The following is a 19481-nucleotide window of genomic DNA, read 5'->3' as shown; positions in this document are numbered from 1 at the left end:
CAGCGGGCATTACGCAGCAGAGCGCATGATCGCCGCACTGCCCGTCGGGCTCTCGCTCGGCTTCAGTGCCGCATCCTCGACCGCCACCAGGTTCTCCTGGCCCCAACGGCCGATCGCCTGAAGCACCGGCTCGAGGCTGCGGCCGAGCGGGGTCAGCGAATAGTCAACGCGCGGCGGCACGACCGGATAGACGGTGCGGGCGACGAGACCGGCGACCTCCATGTCGCGCAACTGCTTCGACAACATGCGATGAGTAATCGATGGCAGGCGCTTCACCAGTTCGTTGAAGCGCAGCACTTCGTCCTTGAGGAGATGGTGGAGGATCACGCCCTTCCATTTGCCGTCGAGCAGCTGCAGGGTCGCCTCGATCTGGCAACCACCCAGGTCCGACAAGCCGGCGTTTGTATCGCGAGCCATTCAAAATCCCTTCTCAAATCTTCGACGCAGCGGTACCCGGCACGTCTGTTCCCACTTAGTCCTGATCGGTCGGCGAAAAAAGCCTCCGGCCGACCGGAATTGGTCGACACAGCGTCAACAGGACATTCGACGCATCCGCGCGCCGAAAAGTTTCACTGCGGGGAGATTGGGGCGAAGGCTTGGAGCCTCAAGTGCGATGGCAGACTCGTGACTGCGTGTGACAAGACAGGGCAAATTGATCACAGCAAAGTGGCGCTGATCGAAGAACCAGCGCCACAATAAAGACGGGAAGTTCTAAGCGCCGATCAGGCCTGAATCACCACGACCTTGCTGCCGACATCGACGCGGGCATAGAGATCGATTACGTCGTGGTTCATCATGCGGACGCAGCCAGAAGACATGGCCTGGCCGATCGACCAGGGCTGGTTGGTGCCATGAATGCGGAACATGGTGTCGTTGCCGCCACGATAGAGATACATGGCCCGGGCGCCGAGGGGATTGTTTGGGCCGCCGGGCACGCCGCCTGCATATTTCAGGTTCCGCTCGGGATCACGGCGGATCATGTTGGGGGTCGGCGTCCAGCTCGGCCATTCAGCCTTGCGACCGACATAGGCGTTGCCGGAAAGAGCAAGGCCCGCGCGACCGACGCCGATGCCGTAGCGCATGGCCCGACCATTGCCCATCACGTGATAGAGCCTGCGCTCGGGCGTATTGACCACGATTGTTCCTGGAGCGTGCGGCGTCTCGTAAGCCACTTCCTGACGACGGAGCTCGGGCTTGATCTTCTCGATCGGCACCTTCTTCAGCGGATACGGCTCGTCCGGCACGTCGCCATACAGGGCCTGCTGGTTGGGAACGGACTGGCAGCCGGCGATGAAGAGCGGCAGGCCAAACAGGAGACCGCGGCGGGAAATGGTCATGTTTCAGGCGTCCTCGGGATTACGATTCGTTGCCGAGGAGCCTAGGAATTTATGGTTAATGACGGGTTAAATCTGAAGGTGCCTGTTAAGATCGATGGCGAAGATGGGGCGGAGGTTGGTGGCGACACAGCTCCGCAACGCAAAAAAGGGCGGCCTCTCGACCGCCCTTTCAATCCTCACATGTTCGGATAGACCGGCCCTTCGCCGCCTTGTGGCGGCACCCAGTTGATGTTCTGGTTCGGGTCCTTGATGTCGCAGGTCTTGCAGTGGACGCAGTTCTGGGCGTTGATGACGAAGGTTTCCTCGCCGTCCTTTTCCACCCATTCATAGACGCCTGCCGGACAGTAACGGGTCGACGGACCGGCATAGACGCCGAGCTCGGAGCGCTTCTGCAGGTCCATGTCCTTGACCTTGAGGTGGACCGGCTGGTCTTCCTCGTGATTGGTGTTGGAGAGGAACACCGAAGAGAGGCGATCGAAGGTCAGCACACCATCCGGCTTCGGATAGGCGATCGGCTTGTGGTTTGCCGCCGGCTCCAGGGATTCCGCATCGGTCTTGCCGTGCTTGAGCGTGCCGAAGAAAGAGAAGCCGAGGAGCTGGTTCATCCACATGTCGATGCCGCCAAGGCCGACGCCGAGCGCGGTGCCGAGCTTGGACCAGAGCGGCTTGACGTTGCGCACGCGCTTCAGATCCTTGCCGATATCGGTGGAGCGCCATTCGTTCTCGATCTCGATCGGCTCGTCATTGGCGCGACCCGCGGCAATTGCGTCCGCGATCTTTTCCGCCGCCAGCATGCCGGAGAGCACGGCATTGTGGCTGCCCTTGATGCGGGGAACGTTGACGAGACCGGCGGAACAGCCGATCAGCGCGCCACCGGGGAAGGAAAGCTTCGGCACCGACTGATAGCCGCCTTCGGTGATCGCACGGGCGCCGTAGGACAGGCGCTTGCCGCCTTCGAAGGTCTTGGCGATGGCGGGATGGGTCTTGAAACGCTGGAACTCCTCGAAGGGGTAGAGATAGGGGTTCTTGTAGTTCAGGTGCACGACGAAGCCGACGGCGACCATGTTGTCTTCGAGATGGTAGAGGAAGGAGCCGCCACCGGTCTTCATGCCGAGCGGCCAGCCGAAGGAATGCTGAACCAGCCCAGGCTTGTGGTGCTCGGGCTTGACCTGCCAGAGCTCCTTCAACCCGATGCCGTATTTCTGCACATCGCTTTCGCGCGACAGATCGAACTTGGCGATCAGCTGCTTGGCGAGCGAGCCGCGCACGCCTTCCGAGATCAGCACATATTTGCCGAGCAGTTCCATGCCGCGCGTATAGGCCGGGCCCGGCTCGCCGTTCTTCTCGATGCCCATGTCGCCGGTCGCAACACCGATCACAGCGCCCTGGTCATTGTAGAGCACTTCGGCGGCTGCAAAGCCCGGATAGATCTCGACGCCGAGCGCTTCTGCATGGGCGCCCAGCCAACGACAGACATTGCCGAGCGAGACGATGTAGTTGCCGTGATTGTTCATCAGCGGCGGCATCAGAAAATTCGGCAAACGGACGGAGCCGGCAGGCCCGAGGAACAGAAACTGGTCGTCGGTGACTTCAGTCTTGAACGGGTGATCGGCCTCTTCGCGCCAGCCAGGGATCAGCTTATCGACACCGACAGGATCAACCACGGCACCGGACAGGATATGCGCGCCGACTTCGGCACCCTTTTCGAGCACGACAACGGTCAGGTCCGGATTGACCTGTTTCAGCCGGATCGCTGCCGAAAGACCGGCCGGGCCTGCGCCCACGATCACGACGTCGAATTCCATGCTTTCGCGTTCAGGCAGTTCCATCTCGGTGCTCATTCGTCATTCCTCGCCAGGCGGTGCTTTCCGCCTTCCTCCTTGACAAAACCCAACCGGATTGTCGAGCCGAAGCGCGACGCGCCGAGGCGCAAATTCCGGCAGGGCGGTGTGAAGCAGAAGAATAACTTACGTGAACGTAAGGGTCAATGCGACGGTTTCGCTGCGTTGGCCGTAGTCACCGCTCGCCGGACCTTTCTCCTCGCTTTCCCAACGAAAAGTGCAGCAGCGTGTTCCGCCTGCGTCAAATCTCGTCGCAGGCCAAAATCTGCCTTTGAACGCTTCCGCGCTTTGTCGCAGTCTGGCGACAAAACGCCAGCAGGGGACAAGACGACATGGCACTCACATATGGTTTCATCGGGCTCGGCCATCTCGGCCGCCATCTCGCCGGCAGTCTGGTCCGGGCGGGCTTTTCCGTCGTGGTCAATGATCTTTATCCCGACAATGCCAAGGAGCTGGTGGCCGCCGGCGCCAAGTTTGCCGCCGACCCTCAAGCTGTTGCTGAAGTCGCGGACGCCGTCATCACCTGCCTGCCTTCGCCGAAAGTCAGCGAACGCGTTCTGACCGGCGAGCGGGGCATCCTCAAGGGGTTGAAGCCCGGCGCCACCTGGATCGAGATGAGCACGCTCGACGAGCAGGAAGTCCTGCGGCTTGGCAAAATCGCCGCTGAGGCCGGCGTGCGCATGCTGGAATCCCCCGTCACCGGCGGCGTGCATCTGGCCGCCTCAGGCGAAATCACCGTCATCATCGGCGGAGATGCCGACCTCTACGATCTGCACCTGCCGGCCTTCCAGGCGATGGGAAAGCAGATTTTCCGCGCAGGTCCGCTCGGCAAGGCTGCCGTGATCAAGGTGATCACCAACATGCTCGCCTTCATCCACCTGATTGCGACCGGCGAAGCCCTGATGCTGGCGAAGAAGGGCGGCATCGACCTCACCGACGCCTTCAACATCATCAAGGCCTCCTCGGGCAACAGTTTCGTGCACGAGACCGAGGGCCAGGTGATCCTGAACGGCAGCTACAACATCAACTTCACCATGGATCTCGCCGTGAAGGACCTCGGCTTCGCGCTCGGCTTCGGTCGCGAATTCGGCGTGCCGCTCGACCTTGCCTCCCATGCGCTGCAGACCTTCATTCGAGCCCGCTCGACCTATGGCGGCAACGCATGGTCGTCGCAGGTCGTGAAACTTCTCGAAGACGCAACCGGCACGGACCTGCGGGCACCAGGCTTTCCGGCAGAGCTTTGAGCGGTTGGAGAGGTCTGGATTGGCAGCTTGACGCCTTGCGGCGACCGGATTTTCAGGCGAAGAAGCCGCGAACAGTTCAGGTTGCCCCATGTCTTCGCATTCGACCTTCTCGCCCCTCGACCTCACCTCGGCACTTGACGGCCTGCATCCGGACCTCCGGATCCTTGGTCCCGAGACGCTTGCCGGCCGGCATCCCGGAGAAGATCCGGCGAACCTCGATGCCGGCGTGATGGCACAGCCCGGCTCGACGGAGGCGGCAGCGGCACTCGTATCCTGGTGCAGGGCAAACCGCGTTGCCATCGTGCCGCAGGGCGGGGTCAGCGGGCTTGTCGGCGGCAGCGTTTCCCATGCGGGTGAAATCATCCTGTCCAGCGCCCGGCTCAACCGGGTGCTCGCAATTCATCCGGACGAGGAAACGGTCGAAGTGGAGGCCGGCGTCACGCTTGAAGCCCTGCAAGCGGCACTGGAACCGCATGGGCTGACCACGGGCATCGACCTCGGCTCGCGTGGTTCAGCAACGATCGGCGGCATGGCTGCGACCAATGCCGGCGGCATCCTCGCCTTCCGCAATGGCGTGATGCGACATCAAATCCTGGGCCTGGAAGCCGTTCTTCCCTCGGGCGAGGTCTTCTCCGACATGACCAGGGTGGTGAAGGTCTCGGCGGGGCCGGATCTGAAGCAGTTGCTGATCGGCAGCGAGGGAGCCTTCGGTTTCGTCACGCGGCTTGTGCTGAAGGTCGAACCAATCCGCCCGCATCGGGCCGTGGCGCTCCTCGGCGTGCCCAATGCGAGCCGCGGGTTGAGGGTCGCCGCGCGTCTGCGGCGCCATCCGGCGCTGCAGTTGGAAGCCGCCGAAATGATGTGGCCGCGTTATGTGCGCGATCACGCCGCGCTGAAGCGCTTCGACCTGTCCTGGCTGGAGAACAATACGCCGGTGCTGCTGCTGGAAGTCTCCGGTGAGACGGCAGAGGCCGCAACAGCGCTTCTCGAAGCAGAACTCGCCGAGATCTGGGAGGAGGCCGAGCTTCAGGGCGGGATCATCGCCCAATCCTCCGATCAGGCACACCGCTTCTGGGAAATGCGTGAGGATTCCGGCTTCTACTTCGCCGCGTTTCCGAATGCGCCGTCCTTCGACGTCTCGATGCCGCCCTCCGCCCTGGACGACTATGTCGCCGGACTGACTGATCGTCTTGACGCGATCGGCGATGGCTTGGAGGCCTATGTCTACGGGCATATCGCCGACGGCAACCTGCATATCGCGATCGCCGCTGCCGGGCCCCTGCCCCTCGATCTGAAGACGGCCGTCGAGGCGGCGGTCTATGATGGCATCCGCGCCTCGGGCGGCAGCTTCTCTGCAGAACACGGGGTCGGGCTCGAAAAGCGCGCCGCCTATCTCGCCCATGTCGATCCGGTGAAACGAACGCTTGCGCGTCAGATCAAGTCCATGCTCGACCCGCACAATCTATTCAATCCGGGCAAGGTGCCGTTCTGAAACCGGTTGATCCGCAGATCGTCGGGGTTTCGATCGCGGCCCGGGGCCGATAGACTGCCGCAAAACACATCGTATCACCTGGAAAGGATACACCCATGGATCTCGGTATTTCCGGCAAACGCGCCCTCGTGCTCGCCGCTTCGCGCGGTCTTGGCCTCGGCATCGCGAAGGCGCTTGCGGCGGAGGGATGCCATGTCCTTATCTGCGGGCGCACGGAAGAAAAGCTGAAAGCCAATGTCGAGGCGATCAGGGCTGCTGGCGGCAAGGCGGACTATGTGGTCGCCGACCTCGCCGATGCGCATTTCGTTGACCAGATGCTGCACGCAGTCCATCATACGCTCGGCGGTATCGACATTCTCGTCAACAATACCGGTGGTCCGACGCCCGGCACCGTCGAGGACATGGATGCCGAAAAGCTCTACAACTTCTTCCAGTCCATGGTGGTTCGCGTCATCACGCTCACCAATGCGCTCGCACCCTTGATGAAGACGCAAGGCTTCGGCCGCATCCTCACCGTCGCCTCGTCGGGTGTCTTCGAGCCGATCCCGAACCTTGCCCTCTCCAACACGCTGCGCGGTGCGCTCGTCGGCTGGAACAAGACGCTGTCGGCGGAACTCGCCTCCTATGGCGTCACCGCCAACATGATCCTGCCAGGCCGCATTCACACGGACCGCATCGACGAGCTTGATGGAGCCAATGCCAAAAAACAGGGCAAGTCGCTGGACGAAGTCCGCGCCGCCTCGGTCAAATCGATCCCGGCCCAAAGGCTCGGCCGCGTCGAGGAGTTCGCCGCCGCAGCTGCCTTCCTCTGCTCTAGCCCTGCGAGCTACATTACCGGCACCATGCTGCGCGTCGATGGCGGGGCGGCGAAATCGATTTGAGCGCACCGATGACCGGCATCAAATTCGAATTCGCTAAAATGAGAGCGATCGACTGAACGGGTTCGAAATCTCTTGGGTTTACTCAAACGTGAGAAACCTGGGAGATGAGAGTTCCCGTGATGACAGATGCCGGACATGAAGACCGGATGCTGCTGGCGCTTGATCCTGCAGCTTTCGTGACCGAACCCGAACCGATCGCCGAAGAGCGCGCGCGCGTGCCGCGCTCTCGCAATGCCAGTTACGGCCGGATCATCGACCACTTCCTGACAAAGCTTGAGGGCTTCAACGATGAGCTCGATCTGGAGGCCGCGCCGATGGCAGCACGCCTCTATCAGGACGTCTGACATCCCCCCCCTGAATATCCGGGGTATTTGACACAAACTGCATGAACGAAAGCGACGGTCGGTCAAGAGACTGCTTGTATTAGGGGTGCCGACGATACACTCCAACCTTATGGACCATCATGCTCGCCCCCATACTTTTCGGTTCCGGCTCGTCTGGAACCACGACCAGTCCGTCGTCTGGCACGACATCGGGCTCGACCTCTTCACCGCCACCCTCCGAAACCACTCAGCCATCCTATCAGGAGCCGGAAGCGGCAGCGCCCGGTGATATCGACGACGGCACCTATCAACCGGCTCCGTCAGAAGAAACGGGCGAACCATCACCTGCGGTCGATGAGGGCAGTGGCGCTCCTGAAGAGGTGACCGCCGAGACGCCACCAGCCCAGACGGAAGCCGACGCGGAACCTACACCGGTTGGCGAGGAGCCGGCCTCTTCTGAGACCGAACCTCAGGCTGCACCTGAAGACACTTCCGTTTCCAACGACAACGTCGTCGATGAGGGCTTCGCAGAAGACGCAGCGACCGGCCCCGAAGCAGACACAGCACCCGAAGCAAGCCCCACGGCGACCACGCCTTCACCCGTTGCGAGCGACCGCCCGGTCACGGCGGCACCGGCGAGCGAGCGTGTGTCGGCAGAAGACGCGATCGAGGCCGCAGCACTGGCCGAATATCGCGGGAAGCGGGTCAGCCCTGAAGGCGCGGCAAGCGACTTCGCTCAGCAGGTGACCACCCTGATCGACCAGAGCCTGAACAGGGCGCGCGAGCGGGCATTGGAAGTCTCGCAGGCCCGCATCATCGCCGGGCTGCTTTCGGGTGCAGAGACCTCGGAATCGCCGGCGACCTCTGCTCTTGCCGCAGGTGCGGAACGCCAGCCTGTCGACGTCGCCGCAGCGATCCGGGCCTATCGCCAGGCCTGAGTGCGACCACAGGAAGATCTTGAGGGCCCACCCGCCGGTTGGGCCCTCACTGTTTCTGCCGGTCCTCAGCGCCGACGCAACAGTATCAGACCTGCGACGCCCGCAAGTGCAAGGATGGCGCCATAAATGATCCAGGGGCTCTGATCGATCATGAAGCTCGACGCTGGATAGGGAAAGTGACCCGAGCCCTGCCCGATCCACACGAAGCCCATCAGGATGGCGAGGGCCGCGAGGCAGTGCAGGGCAATGCGCATGGGTGGCATCTGTCGATCTCCTGAGTGGAGCCGACCATAGACCCAGCCGCCCAGGACGGCCAGAGGCATCCGTTTCAAGGCAGGCCCTCGATTCGGTAGATCATCTTCACGCGCCGACCTCCGCTCCGATCGCGGACGTCACAAAAAGGTCGCTTGCCCTCGCCGCCCCCCTGTGGCATCAGGCGCCCTCTTTCATGCCTCGGCATTGCCGACAACAGTCGGCCCGCCGGCTCTCACAGACATCCGACACACGAAACAAGGGAGCGATGGCCATGGCTGAAGCGCTTGGGCTCGATTTCGGCACGACCAATACCGTTATCGCCGTCGCGGAAAGCAGCGACGCGACGCATTCGGTCGCCTACACTTCGCCGGCCGGCACATCCGACAGCATGCGCACCGCGCTCTCCTTCCTCAAGGATCGACAGCTCGGCGCAGGGGCGCTGAAGGTCGAGGCCGGTCAGGCCGCGATCCGTGCCTTCATCGACAATCCCGGCGACTGTCGCTTCCTGCAGTCGATCAAGACCTTTGCAGCCTCCGCCCTCTTCCAGGGTACGCTGGTGCATGCAAGGCGGTTCCAGTTCGAAGACCTGATGGAGGTGTTCCTCAAGCGCCTGCAGGTCTATGCGGGCGATGGCTGGCCGGGCGGGGCCAAGCGTCTCGTCGCCGGTCGTCCCGTCCATTTCGCCGGTGCCAACCCCGATCCGGCGCTTGCCGTCACCCGCTACAACGAAGCGCTGACACGGCTCGGCTTTCCCGAGATCCACTATGTCTATGAACCAGTCGCGGCCGCCTTCTATTTTGCCCGCACGCTGAAGCGTGACGCGACGGTTCTCGTCGCCGACTTCGGCGGCGGCACGACCGACTTCTCACTGATCCGCTTCTCGACCGAAGCCGGCAAGCTCAGCGCCACGCCGATCGGCCAGTCCGGCGTCGGCATTGCCGGCGACCAGTTCGATGCCCGCATCATCGACCAGCTGGTGGCACCCGAAATCGGCAAGGGCAGCCAGTTCAAGAGCTTCGGCAAGCTGCTCGACGTTCCCAGCAACTACTACCTGGCTTTTTCGCGCTGGAACCAGCTTTCGGTCTTCAAGACCTTGAAGGAATTCACCGACCTCAAGTCGCTGGTGCGCCAGGCGGAAGAGCCGGAGAAGCTCGAACTCTTCATCGACCTCATCGATCACGACGAAGGTTACCCGCTCTATCAGGCCGTCTCGGCCACCAAGATGGCGCTGTCTTCAGCGGAGGAAGCGGACTTCCGCTTCGCGCCGCTCGGTAAGGCCGGCGATAAACGCGTGACCCGCCGCGATTTCGAAAGCTGGATCGCAGACGACCTCGCCCGCATGGAAGAGGCGCTCGACGAAGTGCTGGCCAAGAGCAACACCGAGGCCGGCACGATCGACAAGATATTCCTCACCGGCGGCACATCCTTCGTGCCCGCCGTGCGCGACATCTTCCACCGCCGCTTCGACGCCTCCCGCATCGAAACCGGCGGCGAACTGGTGTCGATCGCGCATGGCTTGGCTTTAATCGGCGAGCGGGACGATATCGAACAGTGGGTGGCTTGAACCGGTCTAGCTAACTTCCCTTGCGGGCGCCTGCAGGGTCTCCCCTCATCCTGAGGTGCCTGCAGAGCAGGCCTCGAAGGATCGAGGCCACCCCAAAAATCACCCGCCCTCGTCCTTCGAGGGTCGCATACGCGCCCGCCTCAGGATGAGGGCTTGTCACCAAAGTTTGTCCTACGCTTTCCATTTGCCTTCCGTCGGCCAAACGCACTAGAACAGCCTGATGATCCAGGCCCGCGACATGTCCTCCGCAGAGCTCGCCGCGCTTCTCGCATTTCATGCAGAGGCCGGTGTCGAGTGGCTGGTGGAAGACGATCCGATCGACCGCATCGCGGCTTTTGCAGCCGAAAAGGCGGCGCGGCAGGTGGCACGCCCGGCAGCGGATACACCAGCCACCAACGCACAGCCGCGCAGCCTGCCGGGACGCGGCGCACCCCCGCCCTCGGAACGCCAGCCGGCGCGGGCGCAACCCGCTCAAGGGTCGGCGCTGCCGGCGATCCCGGACGAGAATGCCATTGCCGAGGCGCGCTTTGCCGCCGAAAGTGCGCGGTCACTTGCCGAATTGAAAACTGCCATCGAAGCCTTCACCAGCTGCAACCTGAAAACCTCGGCACGGTCGACCATCACGGCCGAGGGCGCAGGCACTGCTGGCATCATGGTGATCGGCCCCATGCCGAATGCCGATGACGATCGCGAGGGCCAGGCCTTTTCGGGACGCGCGGGCCTGCTGCTCGACCGCATGCTGTCTGCCATCGGCCAGAGCCGCGAAAGCGCCACCATCACCACGATCATTCCCTGGAGACCGCCGGGCGACCGCATGCCCTCCGGCCCGGAAACCGCCATCTGCCGTCCGTTCATCGAACGGCAGATCGCCCTTGCCGAACCCCGCCTGGTCCTTGTGCTCGGCAATTTTGCCGCCCGCTTCTTCTTCGGCGAAACCGGAACGATCCACGCCCTGCGCGGCAAGTGGCGCGAAATTGGCGCTGGCGGCCATACCGTCCAGGCCATGGCCACGCTGCATCCGCAGGAGTTGCTTGCCGCGCCCGCCAGCAAGGCGCTTGCCTGGATGGACCTGGTCGCCTTCTCGGAGCGCGTGAATCCTAGCCAGAACGGCTAAATTATCATCAGCATGAACAAATTATGAAGACAGCCATGCGTTTTACGCAAGGCAGGATCGCGGCCATGTCCGTTGCCGAATCTATGCTGCACTGCGATACATGAGTCTGAAAGTGGGAGGGACACTTTTAAAGGAAGACCATCGTGAGCCTTCGCACCCGCCCCATTCACTGCAAGTTCGAGACGCTCCGCCTCGCCGGCGAACACGGCCGTAGCGCAAGCCCCTACAACCGCAGCAGCAGCGCGGTTTCTGCTGAACAACTGAGCGCGCGCTTTACCGGCCATGCCGGTCGCATTGCGCGCCCGGCCAGCGTCTTTTCCGAGTTCCGCACCTGAAACCTGGACAATCGCGCCGGTCAAAAACCGGAAGCTTGCAGGGAACGCATATCAGGACTTCCGCATTGTGCGTTGCGACATCGGTTCAGTCATGAACAGATATACCCGCAAACATCGATATGCATGTAGAGCAGAGGATAAGACCATGAACATCTCGTTCCACCCCGTCCGCAGCCTGCGCCAGGCCATGCACAGTATCGGCCACGCGGTCAGCGCTTCGGAAGAATTCTCGACTGCGGCCCGCAAGCGCCAGCAGGCGCAGGATCGTGGCGTCGAGCGCGCTTTGCAGCCGCTCGGCTTCTGATTCCTTCCTGACGACAAGCCGTTCTTTGGGCCCGCTTTTCGCGGGCCTTTTTGCGTTTAGAGGCTGAAAGAGTATCTAGAAGCCACCGACAGCCCCGAGGCGGGGATCAGACTTTCCCAGGCGAACAGGTCCGCAGATCCGCTCATAGGCAAAGTCGACGATCGCAAACTTGATCGCCTGCCAGCCGCAATACTCCTCGAGAAAATCGCGCTTGAGGATGCAGTGGTTGCGATCGCCAGTGGGCCAATAAAGGCAGCCCGTTTCCACCGCGCGGCGGAAAAGCCGTTGGAGGTGGGTGCGGGAGATCATGAAGTGCTCGGCCATGACCCGAGCATCGATGCGACCGATATTGTATCCGTCGCCATCGGGGGCATCCTCCATCGCCCGGCGCACCAGCTCATCCATGACGAGACCACCCGCCTCGGTCCACAGGAACAGCGCCACGCGCGACGGCGGCTCCAGCCAGCTCGGATTGAGACAGGCATGGCGGGCGATCTGCGGCTGGATGAGACGGAAGAGATCCGGCTCGGCCGCAAGTGTCTCGGCCCGGTTGCCACCATCCAGATGATCGAGGAGCTCCAGATTGGTCAGCAGCCATTGATACATGGCGCGGGTCGGCAATTCCGTCGCCTCGTAGCGCTTCGGCCGACGGTTCGGATCGCCGACGATGCGAACGAACTTGTAGCTCAGAAGCTGATCGAGGAAATTGAGAACCGTGTTGCGGCTAGCGGCATTGTTCGAGGTGATGATTTCCCGCAGATTGGTCGTCGTCAGTCCGCTTCCCGGCTGGGTGGGATCATATTCAAGCTGTAGCGCAAAGGCCGCCTGGCTGAGCAGCCAGCGCTGATGCGATGCCAGCATGCGTGAAAGCCTTGGGCTCTGATCGAACTGGCCGCGCAACTTGCCAGCATAGGCCCCCAATGCGGCGGCGAATTGAGGATGACCGGCAATATCGTTGGAGGAGAGCGTCATGACGGCCTCCAGGATCCGGAGTTCCAGGCGGCACAGGAGATCGACACGGTCAGGCATCGCAATGCGTGCCGGTCCATTCCTCTGCTCGCCGCGGTCGTCCCCATTCGATCCCTTTGGCTGACGTGGACACTGGGTCCGACGCCTCTCTGACGCTGTTGTTGTGAAGGTAAACGAATTCCTGACGACGTTTCAATCCCTTATTGCCAAAGCGCGAGGGAAGAATGATATGGCGTTCATGATTGCGTCGCCTTGCGTCGTATTCGACATTTCACCTGCCCGGCGATACTGGCAGTATTCTCGTTCCCAATTGCGCCCCACGGAGGCCAAATGCTGTCCAGTCTCGCCTCCATCGCCACCCTGATGCTGTCGACGCTGCTGATGATGGCGGGCTTCGGATTGATGGGCTACATGCTGCCGATCCGCTCGCTCAATGAGGGATGGTCGACCTTCATCATTTCCGTGATTGCCACAGGCTATACCTTCGGCTTCACGGTTTCCTGCATCGTCACGCCGATCTTCGTGCGTCGCGTCGGGCATGTGCGGGTCTTCGGCGCTCTGATCACGCTCCTGACCGTCTCCATCCTGCTTTGCGCGCTCGTCGTCGAATGGTGGGCCTGGATAATCTTCCGCGGCCTTTCCGGCTTTGCCATTGCCGGCGCCTATCTCCTGATCGAAAGCTGGCTCAATGAGCGCGTGACGAATGACAATCGCGGCGCCCTGTTTTCCGTCTACATGGTGACCTGCCTCGTCGGCTCGATCGGCGGCCAGTACATCGTGCCGCTCGGCGATGTGAATGGGCCGAACCTTTTCATTATTTGCGCGCTGATCTTCTCGCTGGCACTCTTTCCTGTCGCCCTGTCGACGGCCAAGTCTCCAAGCCCGATTGCCGAGGCGCGCTTCGACCTGAAAAGGCTCTACCGCCGGTCGCCGATTGCCTTCTTCGGCTCGCTGCTCTCAGGCGCACTATCAGGCACCTGGGGCAGTCTCGGCGGCGTCTATTCCCAGACGATCGGCATGACCACGGCGCAAGGCGCCACACTACTGGCTGCCTTCCTCGCCGGTGGCGCAATCTCTCAGGTACCGATCGGACGCATATCGGACCGCATGGATCGCCGCTTCGTGATGATTGCCTCCGGCCTCTTCGGCGTCGGCGCCTGCGGAACGATGATCGCTTTCGGCGCGGATGACCCAACCGCGCTCTATATCGCCGGCTTCTTCGTCGGCACCGTGCTCTATCCGGTCTATTCGCTCAACGTCGCCCATGCCAACGACCTCGCCGAGCCGCATGAATATGTGACGCTGTCGAGCGCCATCATGATCCTCTACGGCATGGGTACGGTCACCGGTCCGATCATGGCAGGCACGCTTATGCAATGGTCGGGGCCGAGCGCGCTCATCGTTTTCCTCGGGATGGCCTTTGCGCTTTATGCCGGCTATGCGGCCTACCGCATCACCCGGCGCCCTGATGACGTGACGCCGGAAGAGAAGACCGATTTCCAGGCGACGATCCTGCCGATGCAGGGCGCAGACAACGCCTCTCCGCTGCCTGAGCCTGAATTGGAGGAGCAGCTGGAGCTCGGGATCGAGCCCGGGCGCTAAGCTCAACCCTGTGGAGTCGATGCCTTGCGGGCCGCCCGCCGTTCAAGACCAAGCTGGTGTTCGCGGTAGATGATGAAGATGCCGGCGGCCACCACGATCGCCGCGCCGGTCAGGGTCGTCATCGTGGGCACCTCTGAAAACAGCAGATAGGCGGCGATCGAGCCGAGGATGATCGAACAATATTCGAAGGGCGCGATCGTCGAGACATCGGCAAAACGATAGCTTTCTGTCAGGAAGATCTGACCCAGCCCGCCAAAGAAGCCAGCAAGGGCGAGCAGCCCGAGCCCCTGCCAGGAGAGATCGGCCCAGCCGAAGAACCAGGTGAGCGCGGAAAGAAGTGCTGCTGTCAGGGAAAAGAAGAGGACGATGGTCGAGGTCTTTTCCTCGCGCACCAGCTGGCGGACCTGCAGCATGGCCCCTGCCCCGAGGATTGCCGAAACCAGCACGGCCAGGGCGCCCACCGCCACGTCTGAGCCCAGCCCCTCCTCGCCGAACAGCGTCAGCTTCGGAAGCGAAATGATCAGAACTCCGACAAGCCCGATCACGACCGCCGTCCAGCGATAAAGCCGGACGGTCTCCTTCAGGAAGATGGCTGCAAAGACGACGGCAATCAGCGGCATTGCATAGCCAATGGCGATCGCATCCGGCAGCGGCAGATGGACCAGCCCATAGAAGCCTGCCCCCATGGCGCAAACGCCGAGCAAACCGCGCTTCACATGGCCGACCGGGTTGTCTGTCTGGAACGCCTGCCGCAATTCGCCGCGCCAGGCGAGATAGACGAGGATCGGCACGATAGCGAAAGCCGAGCGGTGAAAGCTGATCTGGCCCGGCGGAATGCCACTGCCTGCAAGCTTGATGCAGGTCTGCATGGCGACGAAGACAGTCACCGAGCAGACTTTCAGCACGATGCCGCGGAGAGGATTGGGATCGGCAAAGGCCATGGTGATCAGATTCTTGCGGGCAGGCTATGCGCAATCGCACAGGGATTTTGAGCCGGCAGCGATGCCGCCGTGGACTCGGGCTGTGGCCTAGCATGCATGCCCGCCGGTCCCGCGCAAGTGCCGAACCGGTGTCGATGCCGCGAGGTTCTCCCCAGAAATGGCCGAAAACACCGGGTTTCTGGCCATCTTCCGTTAACCAGCCGTTCAAACGAGGAAATTATCTTTCCTGTCAATAAGTCATATTAATGCGGCCTTGCGCCGTCTTTGTTGCTCGCTCTTTTCAAACCGGGGTTTGGTGCCATGCCGCAGACCGAATACCAGACCAATTCCATTTCAGAGATCCGCGCCACACCCCGGTCCATGCGCCTTGTCACCGAGAGTATCGGCACCGATCTCGAGCAGTTCAGCGCCGACAACGCCCATATCGTGCGCCAGATCCGCCTTCTTGCGATCAATGCCCTGATCGAGGCGGCGCGTGCCGGTGAGGCCGGCAAGGGTTTCGCCGTCGTTGCCAACGAGGTCCAGCGTCTCGCTCAGGGTGCGGGAGAAACCGCAGAGCGGTTTCAGGAGAACGTACTCGGACGCATCCGGCAGAGCCGGACCATGGCGGATGATCTCGTCGATCAGATGGAAGGCGTGAGACTGATCGACCTTGCCCAGACGCTCGTGCAGTTCATCGTCCGCAATCTCTTCGAGCGGACGGCAGACGTGCGCTGGTGGGCAACCGACAGCGCGCTTTGGGAGGCGCTCGAACAGCCCTCGCCCGAACGGGCCCAGCATGCATCCGCACGGCTTGGCGTCATCAACCGCTTCTACACGGTCTATCTCGATCTCGTCTTGACCGACGCCGCCGGCAAGGTCATCGCATCGGCCAATCCCCGATATCATCGGAGCCTCAAGGACCGGAATCTGTCCAGCGAAGCCTGGTTCCAGGCCGCCCGCACCTGCCAGAGCGGTGACGACTATATCGTCGACACCGTCAAGCGCAGCCTCGTGCACGACAATAGGGATGTGCTGGTTTACGCCACCGGCATCCGGGAGGGCGGCCGCAGCGACGGCGCGCTTCTCGGCACGCTCGGCGTCTATTTCGACTGGAAGGCCCAGGGCCAGGCCATCGTCGAGAAAGAGGCGAACCTGCCGCCGCAGGTCGCCGAGAAGACGGAAGTCCTGTTGCTCGACGGCAGCAATATGGTGATCGCCTCCTCCCGTCCGGAGCGGATCTACACCCATTTCGCACTCAGCAATCCCGCTCAGCTCGCCAAGGGCAGCTATTATGACCAGAGCGGCGCGATCGTCGCCTTCGCAAAGACACTCGGCTACGAGGACTATGATGGCCTCGGCTGGTCCGGGGTGATCATCCAGACGATGGACAGCGACGAAACGCTGCGCCAGCAACTCCGGTTGCGATGATGCCGCCCACATTTCGGCCGGTATTCTCAAAGATATTCTGGTGACTATTCTTGGATTTGAAGCGCGATCTCGGCCGTGAAACCCAAGAAAAGCGGCTCCAGGATCAAGAGCATCGTAAAAATAACTCGTGTTTTAACAATCGTTCAGAAATTGCTGCAATCATCGCGACAACTTGACCCCAGGCGGTCACGTGCCTTAGCGCTCGTGCCGTGCCATGGTGGCCAACCCCGCAGCGACCAGGACACATTATGCGCACAGATACGGGCCGGATCGTTCATCTGGCAGACTACCGCCCCACCGACTTCGTTCTGGAACGGGTTGATCTGACCTTCGAACTGGACCCGACGGAAACCAAGGTGGAAGCCCGGTTGATCTTCCATCGGCGCGAAGGCGTCGATGCGGCAGCCCCCCTGGTGCTCGACGGTGACGACCTCACCATGACAAGCCTTCTCTTCGACCAGATCGAGCTGGATCCTGCGCGCTATACCGCGACGCCCGAGAGCCTGACGATCCGCGACCTGCCGGAGTCGACGCCCTTTGAGATCACCGTAGTCACGATGATCAATCCGGAGGCAAACACTCAGCTTATGGGCCTCTACCGCTCGAACGGCATCTATTGCACCCAGTGCGAGGCCGAGGGCTTCCGCCGCATCACCTATTTCCCCGATCGCCCGGATGTGCTCGCCGTCTATACGATCAACATCATCGCCGACAAGGCAGCCAACCCGCTGCTGCTCTCCAACGGCAATTTCCTCGGCGGCGCCGGCTTCGGCCCGGACAAGCATTTCGCCGCCTGGTTCGACCCGCATCCGAAGCCGTCCTATCTCTTTGCGCTGGTTGCCGGCGATCTCGGCGTGGTCGAAGACACGTTCACCACGATGTCCGGCCGCGAAGTGGCCCTGAAGATTTATGTCGAACACGGCAAGGAGCCGCGTGCGGCCTATGCCATGGATGCGCTGAAGCGCTCGATGAAGTGGGACGAAGAGGTCTTTGGACGCGAATACGATCTCGACATCTTCATGATCGTCGCCGTCTCCGACTTCAACATGGGGGCCATGGAAAACAAGGGCCTCAACATCTTCAACGACAAGTACGTGCTCGCCGATCCCGAGACCGCGACCGACCAGGACTACGCGAATATCGAGGCCATCATCGCGCATGAATACTTTCACAACTGGACCGGCAACCGCATCACCTGCCGCGACTGGTTTCAGCTCTGCCTGAAGGAAGGCCTCACCGTCTATCGCGACCATGAATTCTCCGCCGACATGCGCTCGCGTTCGGTCAAGCGGATCGCCGAAGTCCGCCACCTGCGCTCGGAGCAGTTCCCGGAGGATGCAGGTCCGCTCGCCCATCCGGTGCGCCCGACCAAGTATCGCGAAATCAACAACTTCTACACGACGACCGTCTACGAGAAGGGCTCCGAAGTCACCCGGATGATCGCGACCATCCTCGGCCGCGACGATTTCAAGAAGGGCATGGACCTCTACTTCGAACGTCATGACGGCGATGCCGCGACGGTCGAGGATTTCGTCAAGTGCTTCGAGGATGCGAGCGGTCGCGATCTCACGCAGTTCTCGCTCTGGTATCACCAGGCCGGTACGCCGCAGATCACCGTCTCCTCTGCCTATGACGCGTCTGCAAAGACCCTGACGCTGTCGCTCGAGCAGATGAGCCCGGCAACGCCCGGCCAGAGCAACAAGGAGCCGATGCACATCCCGCTTCGCTTCGCGCTGATCTCGGAAAACGGCTCGGAAGCCACAGCTTCGTCCATCGCCGGCGGCGACGTCACCGGCGATGTGCTGCACCTCACCCAGCGCGCCCAGAGCTTCACCTTCTCGGGCATCGGCAGCCGCCCTGTTGTCTCGCTCAACCGCGGCTTCTCCGCTCCGGTCACCCTGCATTTCTCGCAGAGCGCTGAGGATCGCGGCCATATCGCCCGCCACGACAGCGACCTCTTCGCCCGCTGGCAGGCGATCACTGACCTCGCTCTGCCGGCCCTGATCGATGCTGGGAAGACCGCCCGTGACGGTGGTACCGTGGCGGCCGACCCCGCTTTCGTCGACGTCCTGCTTGCAGTGGCAGCGGACGAGGCGCTGGAGCCTGCCTTCCGCGCCCAGGCGCTCTCGCTTCCGAGCGAAGCCGACATCGCCCGTGAACTGGGCGGCAACAACGATCCCGACGCTATCCATGCCGGCCGCCAGGCCGTGCTCAGCGCCATCGCCACGGCAGGCGCCGATGTCTTCCGCAAGCTGCACGCCACCCATTCGGCTTCCGGCCCCTTCTCGCCAGATGCCGCAGGTGCAGGCAAGCGGGCGCTGAAGAACCTTGCGCTTTCCTTCCTGTCACTGGCGGAAAACACCCCGGCGCTGGCCGCCGAGGCATTTGCCAAGGCCGACAACATGACGGACCTGTCGCAGGCCCTCACCATCCTCGCCCATCGCTTCCCCGATGCGGAAGAGACGAAGCAGGCGCTCACCGCTTTCGAGACCCGCTTCGCGTCGAACGCGCTCGTGCTCGACAAGTGGTTCACCATCCAGGCGACGATCCCGGGTGCGGCGAGCCTCGACCGGGTCAAGGTCTTGATGACAAGCCCGCATTTCCAGCCGACCAATCCGAACCGCGTGCGCTCTCTCGTCGGCACCTTCGCCTTCGGCAATGCGACCGGCTTCAACCGTGCCGACGGCGCGGCCTATGCATTCTTTGCCGAGCAGATCCTTGCGATCGACCCTCGTAACCCGCAGCTTGCGGCACGCCTGCTGACCGCCCTGCGTTCCTGGCGGCTGCTGGAAGCCGGGCGTGCCGACAAGGCGCGCGCGGCGCTTGCGACCATCGAAGCGTCGGCGACGCTGTCCACCGACGTGCGCGATATCGTCGACCGCATCTTGAAGGGCTGATCGACACATCCCATTCGAGGGAAAAGGCGCCCCG

Annotated in this window: 18 protein-coding genes; 12 read left to right on the top strand and 6 right to left on the bottom strand. The window is 62.2% G+C overall.

What is annotated here, in order from left to right; translation table 11 throughout:
- Positions 1 to 9 precede the first annotated feature (9 nt).
- The 3 genes from ACQKP1_RS06640 to ACQKP1_RS06630 all read right to left on the bottom strand — a co-directional run bounded on the left by ACQKP1_RS06640 (position 10) and on the right by ACQKP1_RS06630 (position 3178).
- A complete protein-coding gene (locus ACQKP1_RS06640) occupies positions 10 to 417 on the bottom strand; it encodes a winged helix-turn-helix transcriptional regulator (protein WP_203014189.1) in 408 nt (135 codons plus the stop codon).
- A 305-nt stretch (positions 418 to 722) separates the two neighbouring features.
- Positions 723 to 1337: a L,D-transpeptidase gene (locus ACQKP1_RS06635; protein WP_427274667.1), complete on the bottom strand. Its 615-nt coding sequence runs from the start codon at positions 1335 to 1337 to the stop codon at positions 723 to 725.
- A gap of 176 nt (positions 1338 to 1513) precedes the next feature.
- Positions 1514 to 3178: an electron transfer flavoprotein-ubiquinone oxidoreductase gene (locus ACQKP1_RS06630; RefSeq protein ID WP_427274666.1), complete on the bottom strand. Its 1665-nt coding sequence runs from the start codon at positions 3176 to 3178 to the stop codon at positions 1514 to 1516.
- Between the two features lie 332 nt (positions 3179 to 3510).
- Here ACQKP1_RS06630 and ACQKP1_RS06625 point away from each other — a divergent pair, with 332 nt between their 5' ends.
- From ACQKP1_RS06625 to ACQKP1_RS06605, 5 genes are all read left to right on the top strand, one after another.
- Complete coding sequence (locus ACQKP1_RS06625) at positions 3511 to 4422, top strand: NAD(P)-dependent oxidoreductase (protein WP_427274665.1); 912 nt, start codon at positions 3511 to 3513, stop codon at positions 4420 to 4422.
- An 88-nt stretch (positions 4423 to 4510) separates the two neighbouring features.
- Positions 4511 to 5914 (top strand): FAD-binding oxidoreductase, encoded by a 1404-nt coding sequence (locus tag ACQKP1_RS06620; RefSeq protein WP_427274664.1) that lies wholly within the window; start codon positions 4511 to 4513, stop codon positions 5912 to 5914.
- A gap of 95 nt (positions 5915 to 6009) precedes the next feature.
- On the top strand, positions 6010 to 6795 hold the full coding sequence (locus ACQKP1_RS06615) for an SDR family oxidoreductase (protein ID WP_006727323.1): 786 nt from the start codon (positions 6010 to 6012) through the stop codon (positions 6793 to 6795).
- Positions 6796 to 6914: 119 nt separating this feature from the next.
- On the top strand, positions 6915 to 7139 hold the full coding sequence (locus ACQKP1_RS06610; RefSeq protein WP_203014169.1) for a hypothetical protein: 225 nt from the start codon (positions 6915 to 6917) through the stop codon (positions 7137 to 7139).
- Positions 7140 to 7258: 119 nt separating this feature from the next.
- Positions 7259 to 8056: a hypothetical protein gene (locus ACQKP1_RS06605; RefSeq protein WP_427274663.1), complete on the top strand. Its 798-nt coding sequence runs from the start codon at positions 7259 to 7261 to the stop codon at positions 8054 to 8056.
- Positions 8057 to 8121: 65 nt separating this feature from the next.
- On the opposite strand, the gene ACQKP1_RS06600 is transcribed toward ACQKP1_RS06605, so the two are convergent.
- The gene (locus ACQKP1_RS06600; RefSeq protein WP_203019970.1) at positions 8122 to 8310 is read right to left on the bottom strand and encodes a hypothetical protein; all 189 of its coding nucleotides are present in this window, start codon (positions 8308 to 8310) and stop codon (positions 8122 to 8124) included.
- Positions 8311 to 8582: 272 nt separating this feature from the next.
- On the opposite strand from ACQKP1_RS06600, the gene ACQKP1_RS06595 reads away from it, so the two are divergent.
- From ACQKP1_RS06595 to ACQKP1_RS06580, 4 genes are all read left to right on the top strand, one after another.
- Positions 8583 to 9875 carry an Hsp70 family protein gene (locus ACQKP1_RS06595; RefSeq protein WP_427274662.1) on the top strand — a complete coding sequence of 431 codons (1293 nt, stop codon included), beginning with the start codon at positions 8583 to 8585 and terminating at the stop codon, positions 9873 to 9875.
- A 220-nt stretch (positions 9876 to 10095) separates the two neighbouring features.
- Complete coding sequence (locus ACQKP1_RS06590; RefSeq protein ID WP_427274661.1) at positions 10096 to 10989, top strand: uracil-DNA glycosylase; 894 nt, start codon at positions 10096 to 10098, stop codon at positions 10987 to 10989.
- Between the two features lie 143 nt (positions 10990 to 11132).
- A complete protein-coding gene (locus ACQKP1_RS06585) occupies positions 11133 to 11324 on the top strand; it encodes a hypothetical protein (protein ID WP_427274660.1) in 192 nt (63 codons plus the stop codon).
- 145 nt (positions 11325 to 11469) lie between these two features.
- Positions 11470 to 11628: a hypothetical protein gene (locus ACQKP1_RS06580; RefSeq protein WP_157790723.1), complete on the top strand. Its 159-nt coding sequence runs from the start codon at positions 11470 to 11472 to the stop codon at positions 11626 to 11628.
- Between the two features lie 75 nt (positions 11629 to 11703).
- Here ACQKP1_RS06580 and ACQKP1_RS06575 read toward each other — a convergent pair whose 3' ends face one another.
- Positions 11704 to 12600, bottom strand: coding sequence for a hypothetical protein (locus ACQKP1_RS06575; protein ID WP_427274659.1), 897 nt, complete (start codon positions 12598 to 12600; stop codon positions 11704 to 11706).
- A 327-nt stretch (positions 12601 to 12927) separates the two neighbouring features.
- On the opposite strand from ACQKP1_RS06575, the gene ACQKP1_RS06570 reads away from it, so the two are divergent.
- Complete coding sequence (locus ACQKP1_RS06570; protein WP_427274658.1) at positions 12928 to 14199, top strand: MFS transporter; 1272 nt, start codon at positions 12928 to 12930, stop codon at positions 14197 to 14199.
- A gap of 2 nt (positions 14200 to 14201) precedes the next feature.
- Here the strand turns inward: ACQKP1_RS06570 and ACQKP1_RS06565 are convergent, their stop codons facing one another.
- A complete protein-coding gene (locus tag ACQKP1_RS06565) occupies positions 14202 to 15140 on the bottom strand; it encodes a DMT family transporter (protein WP_427274657.1) in 939 nt (312 codons plus the stop codon).
- 300 nt (positions 15141 to 15440) lie between these two features.
- Here ACQKP1_RS06565 and ACQKP1_RS06560 point away from each other — a divergent pair, with 300 nt between their 5' ends.
- Both ACQKP1_RS06560 and pepN read left to right on the top strand, forming a co-directional pair.
- Positions 15441 to 16550, top strand: coding sequence for a methyl-accepting chemotaxis protein (locus ACQKP1_RS06560; protein ID WP_203014152.1), 1110 nt, complete (start codon positions 15441 to 15443; stop codon positions 16548 to 16550).
- A gap of 248 nt (positions 16551 to 16798) precedes the next feature.
- Positions 16799 to 19447, top strand: a complete 2649-nt coding sequence (gene pepN / locus ACQKP1_RS06555; protein ID WP_427274656.1) for an aminopeptidase N — start codon at positions 16799 to 16801, stop codon at positions 19445 to 19447.
- The last annotated feature ends 34 nt before the right edge of the window (positions 19448 to 19481 follow it).

Origin of the sequence: Allorhizobium sp. NPDC080224 (assembly GCF_050281005.1) — a bacterium.
GTDB lineage: Bacteria > Pseudomonadota > Alphaproteobacteria > Rhizobiales > Rhizobiaceae > Allorhizobium.
Note: the sequence above shows the minus strand (reverse complement) of the source record. Positions and strands in the feature narration are given on the sequence as shown.